The organism is gamma proteobacterium symbiont of Scutellera amethystina, assembly GCF_059730845.1.
Map to the genome: position 1 here is coordinate 21,055 of NZ_AP035936.1, position 13,743 is coordinate 34,797.

The window sequence follows — 13,743 nt, forward strand, 5'->3', positions numbered from 1 at the left end:
ATCATCCGTTTAATTTGCAAGCAATTCGGGAAACAGGTTGTTTGCGTATACATGACTTTGCCGGCGATCTCTTTTTGCCGGGCTTGCAGTCTGTGGTTAGTTGAACACACCGTTAATCACGGCGGTCACAACTGCTGTGCTCAGCGCAATAAGCACTAAATCATCTCCCACCGCGCGCCACTCGTAGCCGGGGTAGTAAGGTAGCGCATTGATCATCGATGCTGGCAAATTTTTCTTAGCAATACCCGGTGGCAATGCTTTCCCACGCGCCACTTTCTTAGCGATTCCCGGCGGCAGAGACTGATAGCCTACCAGGCCATAGTTGACGGCGAGCGCTCGTGCCTGAGAGAAGCTGATATCAGATTGAACATGATCGGGGTGCCGGGCGTTCTTGCGATGTCCATGTTCGTTTTTCGACGATGCGTAACCCTGCTCTTTATTTCCGTGCGCGCCATTATTACCGTGATTGCCATTGCCATTGCCATTGCCATTGCCATTGCCATTGCCATTGCCATTGCCATTGCCAGGGTTTGCATAAGCCGGTGCAACAAAAACGGCGAAACCAATCATCAGAGCAAAGGTTGTTTTAAGCGTGCGTTGCGTGATCATGCCAGATGTCCCTAATAGTAAGTATTGCCTTAATGAAATATAGAATGAGGCGGCAATCTTAACCATCACCTCATTTATGAAATATCAGTAATGTAATAAGCCGGACATGTCTGGGACTCACTCTGAACACGGGCATTTCACTGCTTAGCCTCTGAATCCAGGGGGGTACCTGCCGGCTCGTGACTATTGAGAGAAACGTCCGCTCGTCGCGCAAAGCGGACATTGACGCTTCGAATCAACTTAGAGACGAATCAGGACAACCGTTAAGTCGCCCTGAAAAGGGGGCTAAAGCGGTAAAACGGTTTCCACGGTGTGCTGAAAAACGTATGGATCTGAAAGTAACTCAAATTGTTCGTCATCCGGATACGTCACTGCCACGTGATAGTTTTCTCCCGCGAAAGTCTTTACTGACTGCAGATCCTTCCAGTAAGTTGCCAGAAAGAAATGCTCCCAGTCACCCTGTGTTTCTCTGCGCACATAAGCGCCTATATTCCCGGCAATGCTTCGTGAATGTTCCACACCTGTCTTCTCAAGGTGTTTCGCAAAATCTTCAGCGTGTTTAAGCGGAACACAACCGTGCCAGGTCCTTACAATCATTCGTTTTTCCTCTTAATGTGGCAAGGATGTAACCCTATCATCGCAAGCCATTTAGCGGTGTAATTTCTGAAGGGCACGTTCTTTAATGCAAAATAAATTTATGATGACCGAAGCCTATTCACTGTTACCTGTAGGTCCGTTTTTCGCTCATAAAGGACATCGGTCGGTGGGGAAGTCCGCTCCGTGCCGGCCCGTTATTTCTGCAGTCTGGCTGCGGCTTTCAGCGTCGCCTGCCGCCGCTTTTCAATAAATGGCGCAACCTGTTGCTGAGCTTTTTTCAGCTGTTCTTCAGATGCGGAGCGGGGCGAGCCACAGTCAAAGGGCGGGGCAGGGTCATATTCCATATGCAGCTGAATGTTTTGCGCGATATCCGGTCCGAACATCTCTGATACGACGCTGAGGGCAAAATCGATACCTGAAGTCACACCGGCGCCCGTTATACGGTTGCGGTCGCGTACAACGCGCTCATTTACCGGCTCTGCGCCCAATAGCGCCAGCTGATCCAGCGAAGCCCAGTGCGTCGTCGCTTTATATCCCTTCAGAAGCCCGGCCGCGCCGAGCACAAGCGATCCGGTGCATACCGACGTTACCAGCTTCGCCTGTTTACTTTGAGCCCGGATAAACGAAAGGACTTCTTCATCCTCCATCAGGTTTATCTGCCCCGGCCCGCCGGGAATACAGATGATATCCAGCGCAGGACACGTGTCGAACGTGGTGGTTGGCTGAATCGCCATCCCCCGGTCTGACACCACAAGCTCCAGATTTTTCCAGATGAGATGCACTTTCGTGTCTGGTGCCCGCGCAAAGACTTCAAACGGACCGGTCAGGTCAAGCTGCGTAAGCGCAGGGAACAGCAGCAGACCGATGGATGTAGATGTAGAATCACTCATAAATAATGCCTTCATCTAAAAGGTGATAGTGGCTTTGCCATCAGCAAAGGCAGTGGTTTGTGCAATAAAAAATGGAAACCCGTTACTGTCTGTCAGACTATCGAAATTAAATTAACCACGATGACACTCAATGCCAGGCCAATCAACATCATTCCTGAGATACGTTCCAGCCAGGGTAATAACCGGGAAAAGTGCTGAAGTACCAGACGATTGCCAATGAAAGCGGCGACCAGTAAATCCCATAGCAGCACGACACTAAACATCCATATGCCATAGACGACTTTCACATTCACCATCGCATCGCCACCACCAATAAGCGTGGCCAGACTCACGTAAAACAGCGCATTCTTGGGATTGAGTATTCCGGAGAGAAAACCCATGCCCAGTTCACGGTAATGGTTCGAGGCACCAGCAGGCTGAGTTACTGATTCCGCTGTTTTGACGCTGCAGGCAGACAATGAGCTCATGCCAGCAAAGCGGATAAAAAGCAGACCGACATAGAGTAAATAAGCACAGCCCGCGAGCTGAATAACGATAAAACTGATGCTCTCAGGATGGAAAAGCGTGATACCGCTGAAGGCAGCCAGTATAAACACGCCGTTCGCTATGGCTATCCCCAGGCAGACATTGGCGGCGCGCCGCCAGCCGGCTCTGATTGAGGTGCGTGCCACGAGAAAAAAATCCGGGCCGGGCGACAGCAACGCCAGAAAATGCGCTGCTGCCACGATAAGAAATTGCTGCAACACGGTATTACCCTCTTAAAAATTTTTAACAGGGTGCAACTCCCGGGCAGGATTGTATTGAACAAAATTGCACTTGCTCAGGTTCGATAGCAGCCTGGCGTCACGCCAGTGTGGGCCTTAAATACGCGCTGAAAATGACTCTGGTCAGCGAAACCCAGCCGGTAAGCGATATCGGTAATGTCACAGCCTGACTGAAGCCAGTGACGTGCTTTGTTTATGCGCAAATTAAGCTGATAAGCATGCGGTGTCATGCCAGTCGCAGCGCGAAATGCTCTGATGAGCTGATAACGACTCAAGCCTGAAAGGCTTGCCAGCTCCGACAACGCCCACGGCTGCCTTTCAGCCTGCTGCAATACTTCAATCACGTTGTGTAATGCCCGACTGATGTCAGACGCCATGACAGGAAAGGCTTTCACCGGGCCGGTGCCATATTTACTGTCGCCAATAAACTCGATTAGCGCTGTATTTTTGTCTTCTGTACTGGCAGTCGAAAACAGGAGGTTATTCAGTTCACAAAAGCGATGATAGCGCTCCTGATTATTCGTCACCCGAACTTCACCTTGACTGATGAAGCCGCCTGAAACATCGTCCATTTCAGCAAGTAAAGCATTTAACCACGCGGCATCCATATGTAACATCTGATAGCTCCAGTGCTTGTGAAGCAATGGATTACAGGAGTGAACCGCGCCGGCGGGAATAAAAACCATCATTCCAGGTTTTAAAGTACAGGGACCACCGGATGCGCCTGTGAACAGGCTGCCGCCTGCGTCAACTGCGCCAATTGAAAAGGTTGGATGACTGTGTGGTCTGTAACATGCGCGGCTGTGACACGCGCGACGACTTTCGACAAAATCCAGCGACGGATCGCGCCAGAACTCTGTACGAGTGGCTGCGCTGTCATTATCGCAATCGCAGCCGGAAGAGGGTGTGCGCGGAATGAGCATGCCTGTTTCCATCCTGGTACCAATTATCGTTGTCATGCCTGTGAGGCGTTAAGCCAGACACGATAGCATTAATTCAGATGCCTGACTCAGGCTGGCACGTCGTTGTCAGCCTGCTGCGGATAGGGCCGCCTGATGTTATGAATCACTGCATCAGACGATGCAGAGAAAAAGCGATCAGCAAGACTGGCATATTTCCCGGGCATCAATGAGTTTGTTTTATTCGCGAAAAATACTCTTGTTTGAATGACGGCGACAAGCCAAATGTCCATAAGCCTGAATGGCCGTGCTGGCATCGTCGCCATCCAGTGAAAGAATAATCACCCGATCGGAATCTCATCTATGTCAGTATAAATGTTTAACCCGCGTTCTCTGCCAATCCGTATATCGTTATCGGCGCCGTGCGACGTGCCCGGCATACGTAAGATCGCGTCGCAATGTTGAATCAGCCGATGGGCAACCGGATAAAGATAAGCCTCACTGATTTCATCACCGATTGCCTGTGAACCTGCGGCGGCGGCAAGAGGTAATGCCAGCCATTCTCCAATCACCGGCGTATGCCCTTTGTGATAAACCTGCAGTGCAGCTTCGTCTAATTTCCGCATATTCGCGTGAATTAAAACCGGGTCTCCTTCGGTGCCGCTGCGCACAGGGCCGGCGATCAGGATCAGCATGGTATTGGCTCCTCAAAATGGATATTCATGGCAACGTATTGCAGTAACATGATGGTTTTCGCATCCATAATCTCCCCGCTGCGAATTGCGCTCAGCGCCTGAGTCAAAGGCCATTCCAGTAGTTCAATATCCTCGCCCTCGTCGGCAAGGCCACCGCCTTTGCTCTGGCGATCGTCATCAGCATATTCGGCGATAAAGAAATAGAGTTTCTCGGTAACCGAACCCGGACTCATAAAGGCTTCCATGACTTTTTCAATATGCTGCACCCGGTAACCGGTTTCTTCTTCTGCCTCCGCGACAATGCGGGTTTCCGGCGAAGCGTTATCGAGCAGCCCGGCAGCCGCTTCAATCAAAAAACCGTGGTGACCATTAATGAAAACCGGCAAGCGAAACTGGCGGGTCAGCACCACGCTGCGCTTTTGGCGGTTATAGAGAAGCACGACGGCACCATTACCGCGGTCATACGCTTCACGCTGCTGCTCCTGCCATGAGCCGTCACGGCGCTGTAATTCGAAGGTGTATTTTTTCAGGGTGTACCAGTTGTCGGACAACAGCTGCTCACGGATATTGCGTATTTTCTGCTGCATAGCTTGCCTCCTGAAGATGACAAAACAGACGCTATCATGCATAATCGTGCAAATTCAAGAAAAAACGTGAGTGGTAATTATGCTATCGAGCCAGCGTAAACAACAGATTCTGAAGATTCTGGCGGCTGAAAATCAGGTGATGTCAGGTGAGCTCAGTCAGCGTTTCGGCATATCCGAGGACTCAATACGCCGCGATTTGCGGGAACTGGCCGCTGAAGGATTGTTACAGCGCGTGCACGGCGGCGCGCTGCCGGTTTCAGCCGCGCTGGCATCCTTCGAAAAACGCAAAAACGTGCAAATGAGTTCCAAACAGTGTGTGGCACAAAAGGCGGTGAAGCTGATTCAGCCCGGTCAGGTGGTGATTATTGATGGCGGCACTACCACAGCAGAACTGGTGCAGTTGCTGCCAGCAGACCTGGCTTTCACGGCGATCACCCACAGCCCCGATATTGCGGTTGCGCTGGTGGATTTTCCACGGGTAGAAGTGATAACGCTGGGCGGGCTGCTCTATCGCCACTCGGTGGTCGCGGTGGGATCGGCTGTCCATGAGGCGGCTGCGCGTATTAATGCTGATCTGTTTTTCATGGGCGTTACCGGCGTGCATAAAACCGCCGGCCTCACGACCGGCAACTATGAAGAGGCTGGCATAAAGCGCGCGCTGGCGGGGAGAGCCGCCGAGACCGTTGTCATGGTGTCAAAAGAGAAACTTAATTCCGCCTCCGCCTTCGCGATTGGGGATCTGGAGCTGGCCAGTACGCTGATTGTTGATGGCGAACCTGATAAAGAGCTGCGCATGGTTTTAAAGCAGAAGCATGTCTCGCTGTTGTAGTGTTCTACGCTGCCTTTTTGACGCATCTGCGAAACAGATCGGTTCGTGATTGTGCATGACCTGCATGGCAAAGCTGTGAATGTCCATGACCTGCCCCAAAAGATTGATACACCGCGTTGTCAGTAATATCCGCAGATCGCTCAAAGCTGAAACTCACCAGAGCCAACGCCGTTTTGGCTCTTGCCAGGCCCCCTGCCAAAGGTCAAAACGCTTGAGTTGTTCAAGTTTGTGTAGAACGACATCTTCACCTACGGATGAGAGAGTTCGCTCTGGAATTGAAATGCCGAAAAGGCCTTCAGCAATAGCGAATATTTCACAACCTGATGTCAGTGAGCCCAAAGCTTTTTCTATCTTCTTAAGATCAGCTTTTACAATTAACTGAAGTCCCATCAGAATTTAAACTCCACAATTGCTACCTGCTCGAATGCTTCTTTAATCTGGGCCAGGACCAGGTCGGAGATCGATTGTCCTCTGATATCATAGACGACCCGACAAGTTTGAATGTGCGATGGAAGTTGCGATAGTCCATAGGATATTCTGGCAATATTATACGCAATACTGAGTTTTATTGATTCCGGAGATGCCAGGCTGTGGCTGGCTACAAGTATAAACTCTCCATGAACTTCATTAATAAAATCCGGGACGAACATTACACCTCCCTTTTATTACCTTCACCGATTTCTATCAATTGAATGTCTTTACGTCAGAATTTATCATAACAGTTATCCTTCTCAAAAATCGATGTACGTTCTTAGCTCATAGTGGACTTAACATTATGTAGTCAAAAGATGTAACCATGCATCGAGGCTGTCGTTTTAACCTTTTCCATTGCTCGAGAGTCAGAGTGAACATCAGGTTAGCCGGTGGGTCCTCATGATTGTCTATCCTTTGGTTAAACAACAGACCTGCTTTTTCAAGAACGCGGCGAGAGGCGATATGATTTTCGCGTGTAACTCCGACAATTTCAGGAAGTTTTAGCTCGTCGAATGCATATATTAAAGCGCGACAGGCAAGCTCGGTTGCATAACCTTTCCCCCATGATTCTGGTTCAAACCGGTAGCCCAAATTATTCGTTTGTCGGCCATTGAACTGACTAACAAATACACCTCCAAAGCCAATGATCCTTTCTGGATCCGCCTTTTCAGAAACAGCCCAGTCGTCAAACCCATAACGCTCACGATCTGCGGTTCGCTGCAGGATAGCATTACGACTATGCTCAATGTCCCGATGTGGACCCCTCGGGTTAAACGCTTGAGTTCTGATGTCACCGTAAATGCCAAACAGCGCATCCAGATCGGACATTACTACTGGTCTGTAAAGCAGCCTTTCTGACTCCCAGTACATTACTCTCTTCATTCCATGTAAGTGATTTGTTTAAACACATTAATATGTGAGACATAGGCTGAGAAGCATTTCTTTGAAACCTTTCAGCCCTGATATCAAAAGCTGTCTACCCGGTTTCTCTGTAGGGACCGTATGATGCGGTTGCTGACGTCCGCTTTGTGCCAGAAGCGGACGTTTTCAGCCAGTCCTGCCAGCTATCTTGTGCTCATAGCAAGTTTAGCCGCAAAGCATAAAAATAAGCCCCCTGTTGCTCTGTCCATCATCTGGACAACGCGATTTTTCTTCAAAATAGCTGACGCAAAATGCGTGCTTAAAATGAGTGTGACTGACCATATAGTCCCAATCGCCACGTGGATGCTGACCAGGATAAAAGTCCATATCAAAGGAGAGTGACCGGCAGGTATGAACTGCGGCAAAAAGGAGACATAGAAAATGCCCATTTTAGGGTTTAGCACATTTCCCAACATTCCTCTGATAAACCAGTTCCCCTGAAAACCATTGTCATCATCGCCATCACTGAAAGATGATCGGGGACGTATCAGCAGTTGTAAACCCAGCCAGCTCAGGTAGACCGCGCCACAAACTTTAAGCACCGTATAAGCCATTTCTGAAACCACCAGAAGTGCACCAAGGCCTAATGCGACCAGCGCCCCCCATAAAAAACAGCCAGCATCAATGCCAAGCGCAGCGTGAAAAGCCTTTTTGCCGCCCTCTGCACAAGCAGTGCGCAGAATAAGTGCCGTATCAAGGCCGGGGGTCAGGGTAAGTAACAATGCTGCGAGAGAGAATGCGAAGAGAGAATCGTTAACAGTCATTTTCTTTGTCCGAAAGAGCAGATGTTAATCATTTAGTTCCCTGTAATCAATCTAACAAATATCAGTTTTAAGTGTCCGCTTTTCGCTCATAGCGGACCATGCTCCGCGTCTGTCCGCTTTGTGCCAGAAGCGGACTTTGCAAACATCACTGTTTCAATAAGCAGATAACGGGCTATGCCATGTGGACTTCATTGACTGTGCTCCATCAACTCTAGCGTCTGACCATCAGGGCTTTGTAAATATATTACTCTGGTTCCCTTCATCGGTCCTGACAACACTGTCTGAGGTTTACCCGGCGTCTTCCAGCCATAGTCTGATACTTTGCTCAACAGTGTATCAAGATCTTCAACTGTAAAAGCAAGGTGAGCGTAGCCTGGGATATAAGGTGCTGAAGGTTCTGCTGGCTGCTCAATATTATTATATTGTAGTAATTCAATTTTGATACCAGCCAGTTCAAGCAAAGCCATCCGTACATCAGCTCCCCTTGCACCTGTGACTTCATCGATTATGGGTCCAGACATTTTTCCTTCGCGTAATAATTCACCTCCAAGGATATGAGTCCAGAAGAATACGGAGTCTTCAATGTTTTTAACTGAAAAACCAACGTGATTAACACTTAAGATCATTCGATTACCTGCTGAGTTTCGAAAGTTGACCATCCAACTATATGATAAGCCTGCTTTATTGCTACACACTAAATGCGATGGGATTTTTTCCAGGAAAAAGCATTACTGAAATCGGTTTAACTATGCATTTATGATGGATACACAGCATCAGATGGATAGAAACCAGCTCCCGTTGATAAATAAGCAACCATGCTATAAGCCTTAATGCCGTTCAGTTAAGTCCCAAATTTACTTACCGCACATTTCGTAGCGGCGCGATTAATCGCGCCTACTAATAGCAGCACCGTGCCCATCAATGCTTCGCGCAATAAATTGCGCCGCTACAAAAATGTGCCTGCTGTTTACTCTCAATTGATAAGCATTATGCTACAAGCCTGCATTTTTTGTCGATAAACAGCGGGTGACCGCTTCGCGCTTTTAGCAGACACGGACTTGTGCTAAGTCATCTATAGGCTAAAAGCGGACATTATTATTGATGGCCGCCGATAAAATGCTAATTATTTGCCTGATTTTACAGCATTTCCACCACTTCAAATTCTTCAGCAATCAACTCCATATCTTCTGAAAAATGACCTTCACGGCTAAAAAAGCGCTGGTGTTCTTTCTGCCAGAATTCAAGACTTAAATCGCCTTCACCTTCTTTGCGGGCAAACTCTTCTGTTACATCACAAAAACGCACCAGCCGCAGTGAAATCAATCTGATCACACAGACCGGGGTATTCTGACCATCAAGAATAATGTTATAGCTCCCAATCTTCGGAGCAGACTCCTCCTGCTGGTAAGCGGTAAACGATCCGCAGGAAGCTGTTTTGATGCCTTTTTTTACCAGTTCCGCCAGCTCGCTGGCCAGTTCCGCACTGTCACCCATTTGCCAGGCATCTGCGCCAGGATACTTCTTTTTTATTTCCTCAACCGCAAACATGAAAATTCCCTCAATCGTCGGTGAATGAAAAGTTTCATCGTTTATAGCATGAACTGTACCGGTATTAATAATCAGGCTGATCGTCGCATATTGTAGTTCACTTTTTGCCCAACGCGGACACTTACGTAAATCCAGACGACAGGAGGCTAAGGACTAATCTGCAAACCTGCGCGAGCCAACGACACACAGGATCACGCCGAGCGTTATGAGAATCATCATCGGGCTTACCGTTTCAGACAGTAACGTTGCTGAAAGTCCGAGACCAAAGAATGGCTGCAGCAACTGTAATTGTCCCACAGCGGCGATGCCGCCCGCAGCCAGTCCCCTGTACCAGAAAATGAAACCAATCAGCATACTGAACAGCGATACATATCCCAGTGAAAGCCACGCCTGCAGGCTTATTTCGCCCATGTTCTCCGGCAAGGTCTCCAGGGTGGCAACAAGCATCAGCGGCAGGGACATAATCAGTGCCCAGCAGATAACCTGCCATCCTCCCAATTCACGCGAAAGCTTTGCACCTTCGGCATAGCCGAGGCCACACACAATCACGGAAGCCAGCATCAGAAGATCGCCGGTTACTGATACAGAACCTTTCTGGAGTAGGGCAAATCCCATCACCAGCAGGCTGCCGGCGACTGAAAAAATCCAGAAAGCCAGCCTGGGCCTTTCGCCTCCTCTGACAACGCCGAAAATAGCCGTCGCCATGGGTAGCAGACCGAGGAAGACAATAGAGTGAGCCGAGGTAACGTGCTGCAGCGCCATGGCTGTCAGAAGAGGAAAACCAACCACTACACCTGTAGCAACGACAACCAGAGAAATCAGCTGATGTCGCTGAGGACGAGCCTGACTTAAAAAGAGAATCATCATAATGGCCAGCACACCGGCAATTGAAGCACGTGAAAAAGTCAGAAAAAAGGGATCCATTTCCCGCACTGCTATGCGTGTTGCGGGCAAAGAGCCACTGAAGATGATCACGCCGGTCAGCCCGTTCAGCCAACCTGACTTCAGGCCAGAATGTGTATTTTTTACCTTGGTAGCTGTCACAACAGACCTCATTAAGTTTGATAAATGATTTAACAGATAACGTTGACAGCGCCCATGCTAAGTACCAGCATCCAGGACAATCAAATAATTGTCATAGATACAATTCATGAAAGCTCGATACAAAGTCATCGTGGATGAATTCGCTTCCGCGATACGAACAGGCGCGCTCGTGCCGGGCACCCGCCTGCCTACCCACAGAGCGCTGTCGGCTGAAAAGCACGTGTCTCTGGCAACGGCTACCCGCGTTTACGCTGAGCTGGAAGCCATGGGATTGGTGAGCGGAGAAACCGGAAGAGGAACGTTTGTCAGGGAAATTTCGCTGCCCGAAGGGCTGGGTCTGGATCAGCACGCAGTGGCGTCAGACGTGCTGGATCTGAACTTCAACTATCCTTCGCTACCGGACCAGGCGGAACGGTTACGCGAAGCAATGCGACAGCTGGCCACATCTGGCGATCTGGCTTCACTGTTGCGTTACCAGCCGCACGCTGGCAGGCAAAGCGACAGGGAGACAATCGCGCTATGGCTTAATGACTCCGGCCTGACCGCATCTGCTGATGAGGTTTTAATTGTAAATGGCGCGCAGCACGGTCTTAGCGTTGCTGTCATGGGGCTGCTGAAACCCGGGGATGTGGTGGCAGTAGATGCTCTGACCTATCCTGGCTTCAAAGCCCTGGCCAGCCTCTATCATCTGGAACTGGTGGCAATACCCGCTGATGCCAGTGGACCGGACCTGACGGCATTCAGGCAAATCTGCCAACGCCGGCGCCTGCGCGCGGTGTATACCATGCCAACACTGCATAACCCGCTTGGCTGGGTTATGAATGATGCCCAGCGCAGGGAGCTGGCCCGGATTGCCAGAACGTTCGATCTGCTTATCATCGAAGACGCGGCCTATGCATTTCTTGTCCGTCGTCCACCGCCGCCGCTTGCCACTTATGCGCCCGAAAGAACCGTTTATGTTACCGGTTTTGCTAAAAGCGTTGCCACTGGCCTGCGCGTCGGTGCTGTGGTGTGTCCCGCTGAAATGCGAATCGCCCTGGAGCGAGCCATCAGGGCAACGACCTGGAATACTCCCTCCCTCATGGTTTCGATTGTCTGCGACTGGATTAAAGATGGCACACTTAAACGCTTTGAGGCGCTGAAAAGACGGGACGCGCGTCAGCGGCAGGCGCTGGCGCGCAAAATACTTGTGAACAGTGAATGGGTAAGCCATGCCAACGCTTACTTTATCTGGTTATCACTGCCTCAGGAAGTGAGGGCTGACAGGCTTGTACATCGATTGATGCAGCAAAATATCTCTGTTTCCACAGCAGAGCCTTTCAGCACTTCAAACTGTGTGCCGCATGCTATTCGTCTGGCGCTTGGCTCAGTCACGATGAGTCAGTTGAGCGAGGCCCTGGCGAAAATTAAAGAGGCTATCGAGTATGAGAGTGATCTTTGAGCGCTGTCCGCTCCTCGCTCATAAGGAATTATAGCTGCGTGCATGCCCGATCTGCCTCTGGTGCGGATGTGGTTTCATCGTGCCCGGGCATCTGCACAGGCAGTGCAAAACCTCTGCGCCTGCTCCCGTGACGCTGTTCACAATCCGTGCAATTTAAAAGACACCGCGGTGACTTTTCAGTCGTAAAACCCTTAGCGTGGTGTTTTGTATGTAACATTATTGTTAATAATTAGATGTTTTAATGTTGCAAAATGGCAGTGAAAGCTATTATAAAGCTCAAAAGCGTGCCAGAACCCTCCATCTATTAACATTTATTTAACATTTAAAATTATATAACTTAACATTTATGGGCTTTGCTCACATTTCCATCACATCTGCGCGAAAACCTATGTACGCGTAAGTTAATCTCTGAGCGTGAATTAAATAGCAACCGCCTGTTCCCTATACCAGAACCTCATCAGAAAGGTACCAAAATGAAATTTAACCTCGCATTAGTCAGTGCATGTGTGGTTTCAGCGTGCATGTTATTCACAACACCCTCATTCGCTGCCAAACCTTACGATATCGCCGTGGTGGCCAAAGTTACCGGTATTCCGTGGTTCACCCGCATGGAAGTCGGCGTAAAAGAAGCCGCGCAGAAACTGGATGTCAACGCTTATCAGGTTGGCGCATCGACGCCCGATCCGGCGCAGCAGGTCAAGGTGATTGAAGATCTGATTGCCAAAAAAGTTGACGCCATCATTGTGGTGCCAAACGATGCCAAAGTACTGGAGCCGGTACTGAAAAAAGCGCGCGAGCAGGGCATCGTGGTATTAACCCATGAATCGCCGGACCAGCAAATTGGTCAGTGGGATGTCGAAACCATCGACAGCCAGAAATATGCGGAAGCCAATATGGACGAGCTGGCAAAAGATATGGGTGGCAAAGGCGGTTATGCCATTTATGTCGGCTCTTTGACCGTGCCATTACATAATGCGTGGGCCAATGCGGCGATCAAATATCAGAAAGAAAAATACCCGGACATGCATGAAGTCACGTCACGCCTGCCGGTGGCAGAAAATATTGATAAATCATACTCCACCACGCTGGATTTAATGAAAACCTATCCTGATCTGAAAGGGATTATTGGTTTCGGTTCCCTTGGTCCGATCGGTGCCGGCCAGGCGGTTCAGCAGAAGCGCGCAAAAAATAAGATCGCGGTTGTCGGTATCGCTATGCCGGCTCAGGCTGCGCCATATCTGATGCGCGGTGACATTAAGAAAGTCCTGCTGTGGGATCCAAAAGATGCCGGTTACGCCCTGGTTTCGGTTGCCGATCAGCTGCTGCAGGGTAAAGAAGTCACTAAAGACCTGAGCATTGAAGGTCTGGGCAAAGCCGATGTCGATATGGATAAGAAAGTGATTCGCTTTAATAAAATTCTCGAAGTAACGCCAGAGAATGCGAAATCACTTGGCTTCTGATAAGAATGTTTAACACCTTAATTTAACGGAGATAGATTATCTCCAGCGCCACACCAGGCAAATAGAAACAGATACGGCGTTGTATGTTGTGCTGTATCTGAACTTCTACTCAGAGATTGAAAACATATACCCTGAATAATTCGCGTCAGGCGCGGCGAAAGTCAGTGAAATTCGATGAGATATAAATAAATGATTCGGATAAGCGAGCATCGCCAACACCC

Annotated in this window: 17 protein-coding genes; 3 read left to right on the forward strand and 14 right to left on the reverse strand. The window is 49.4% G+C overall.

The genetic code is table 11. The features are described 5' to 3' along the window. Positions 1–96: 96 nt before the first annotated feature. From AC6I79_RS20150 to AC6I79_RS20180, 7 genes are all read right to left on the reverse strand, one after another. Positions 97–609: an anti-virulence regulator CigR family protein gene (locus AC6I79_RS20150; protein ID WP_498027819.1), complete on the reverse strand. Its 513-nt coding sequence runs from the start codon at positions 607–609 to the stop codon at positions 97–99. A 285-nt stretch (positions 610–894) separates the two neighbouring features. Beyond that, complete coding sequence (locus tag AC6I79_RS20155) at positions 895–1,206, reverse strand: hypothetical protein (protein ID WP_088517478.1); 312 nt, start codon at positions 1,204–1,206, stop codon at positions 895–897. Between the two features lie 194 nt (positions 1,207–1,400). Beyond that, on the reverse strand, positions 1,401–2,096 hold the full coding sequence (locus AC6I79_RS20160; RefSeq protein ID WP_159377563.1) for a DJ-1/PfpI family protein: 696 nt from the start codon (positions 2,094–2,096) through the stop codon (positions 1,401–1,403). A gap of 92 nt (positions 2,097–2,188) precedes the next feature. Next, positions 2,189–2,839 carry a LysE family translocator gene (locus AC6I79_RS20165; protein WP_058759240.1) on the reverse strand — a complete coding sequence of 217 codons (651 nt, stop codon included), beginning with the start codon at positions 2,837–2,839 and terminating at the stop codon, positions 2,189–2,191. Positions 2,840–2,916: 77 nt separating this feature from the next. Then, positions 2,917–3,783, reverse strand: coding sequence for an AraC family transcriptional regulator (locus AC6I79_RS20170; RefSeq protein ID WP_159377562.1), 867 nt, complete (start codon positions 3,781–3,783; stop codon positions 2,917–2,919). A 317-nt stretch (positions 3,784–4,100) separates the two neighbouring features. Beyond that, positions 4,101–4,454, reverse strand: coding sequence for an NUDIX hydrolase (locus AC6I79_RS20175; RefSeq protein WP_159377561.1), 354 nt, complete (start codon positions 4,452–4,454; stop codon positions 4,101–4,103). After that, positions 4,448–5,041: an NUDIX domain-containing protein gene (locus AC6I79_RS20180; RefSeq protein ID WP_159377778.1), complete on the reverse strand. Its 594-nt coding sequence runs from the start codon at positions 5,039–5,041 to the stop codon at positions 4,448–4,450. Before AC6I79_RS20180 ends, AC6I79_RS20175 begins: the two co-directional genes overlap by 7 nt. A 79-nt stretch (positions 5,042–5,120) precedes the next feature. On the opposite strand from AC6I79_RS20180, the gene AC6I79_RS20185 reads away from it, so the two are divergent. Then, entirely contained in the window at positions 5,121–5,870 is a 750-nt protein-coding gene (locus tag AC6I79_RS20185) for a DeoR/GlpR family DNA-binding transcription regulator (RefSeq protein ID WP_150360139.1), read from the forward strand. Positions 5,871–6,023: 153 nt separating this feature from the next. On the opposite strand, the gene AC6I79_RS20190 is transcribed toward AC6I79_RS20185, so the two are convergent. The 7 genes from AC6I79_RS20190 to AC6I79_RS20220 form a co-directional block, all read right to left on the reverse strand. Next, complete coding sequence (locus AC6I79_RS20190; RefSeq protein WP_159377560.1) at positions 6,024–6,260, reverse strand: hypothetical protein; 237 nt, start codon at positions 6,258–6,260, stop codon at positions 6,024–6,026. Beyond that, on the reverse strand, positions 6,260–6,520 hold the full coding sequence (locus tag AC6I79_RS20195; protein WP_104093485.1) for a hypothetical protein: 261 nt from the start codon (positions 6,518–6,520) through the stop codon (positions 6,260–6,262). The genes AC6I79_RS20190 and AC6I79_RS20195 overlap by 1 nt, the downstream gene beginning before the upstream one ends. Positions 6,521–6,626: 106 nt before the next feature. Continuing rightward, the gene (locus tag AC6I79_RS20200; RefSeq protein WP_498027820.1) at positions 6,627–7,214 is read right to left on the reverse strand and encodes a GNAT family N-acetyltransferase; all 588 of its coding nucleotides are present in this window, start codon (positions 7,212–7,214) and stop codon (positions 6,627–6,629) included. Positions 7,215–7,408: 194 nt separating this feature from the next. Beyond that, positions 7,409–8,029, reverse strand: a complete 621-nt coding sequence (locus AC6I79_RS20205) for a LysE family translocator (RefSeq protein ID WP_104093487.1) — start codon at positions 8,027–8,029, stop codon at positions 7,409–7,411. A 188-nt stretch (positions 8,030–8,217) separates the two neighbouring features. Then, the gene (locus tag AC6I79_RS20210) at positions 8,218–8,655 is read right to left on the reverse strand and encodes a VOC family protein (protein ID WP_150360141.1); all 438 of its coding nucleotides are present in this window, start codon (positions 8,653–8,655) and stop codon (positions 8,218–8,220) included. A 511-nt stretch (positions 8,656–9,166) separates the two neighbouring features. Continuing rightward, complete coding sequence (locus AC6I79_RS20215; protein ID WP_159377558.1) at positions 9,167–9,577, reverse strand: ASCH domain-containing protein; 411 nt, start codon at positions 9,575–9,577, stop codon at positions 9,167–9,169. A gap of 153 nt (positions 9,578–9,730) precedes the next feature. Beyond that, positions 9,731–10,633, reverse strand: coding sequence for a DMT family transporter (locus AC6I79_RS20220; RefSeq protein ID WP_159377557.1), 903 nt, complete (start codon positions 10,631–10,633; stop codon positions 9,731–9,733). A 94-nt stretch (positions 10,634–10,727) separates the two neighbouring features. Between AC6I79_RS20220 and AC6I79_RS20225 the strand changes: the two genes are divergently transcribed. Then, positions 10,728–12,062, forward strand: a complete 1,335-nt coding sequence (locus AC6I79_RS20225) for an aminotransferase-like domain-containing protein (protein WP_159377556.1) — start codon at positions 10,728–10,730, stop codon at positions 12,060–12,062. Between the two features lie 473 nt (positions 12,063–12,535). Then, the gene (locus AC6I79_RS20230) at positions 12,536–13,522 is read left to right on the forward strand and encodes an autoinducer 2 ABC transporter substrate-binding protein (protein WP_058776182.1); all 987 of its coding nucleotides are present in this window, start codon (positions 12,536–12,538) and stop codon (positions 13,520–13,522) included. Positions 13,523–13,743: the final 221 nt, after the last annotated feature.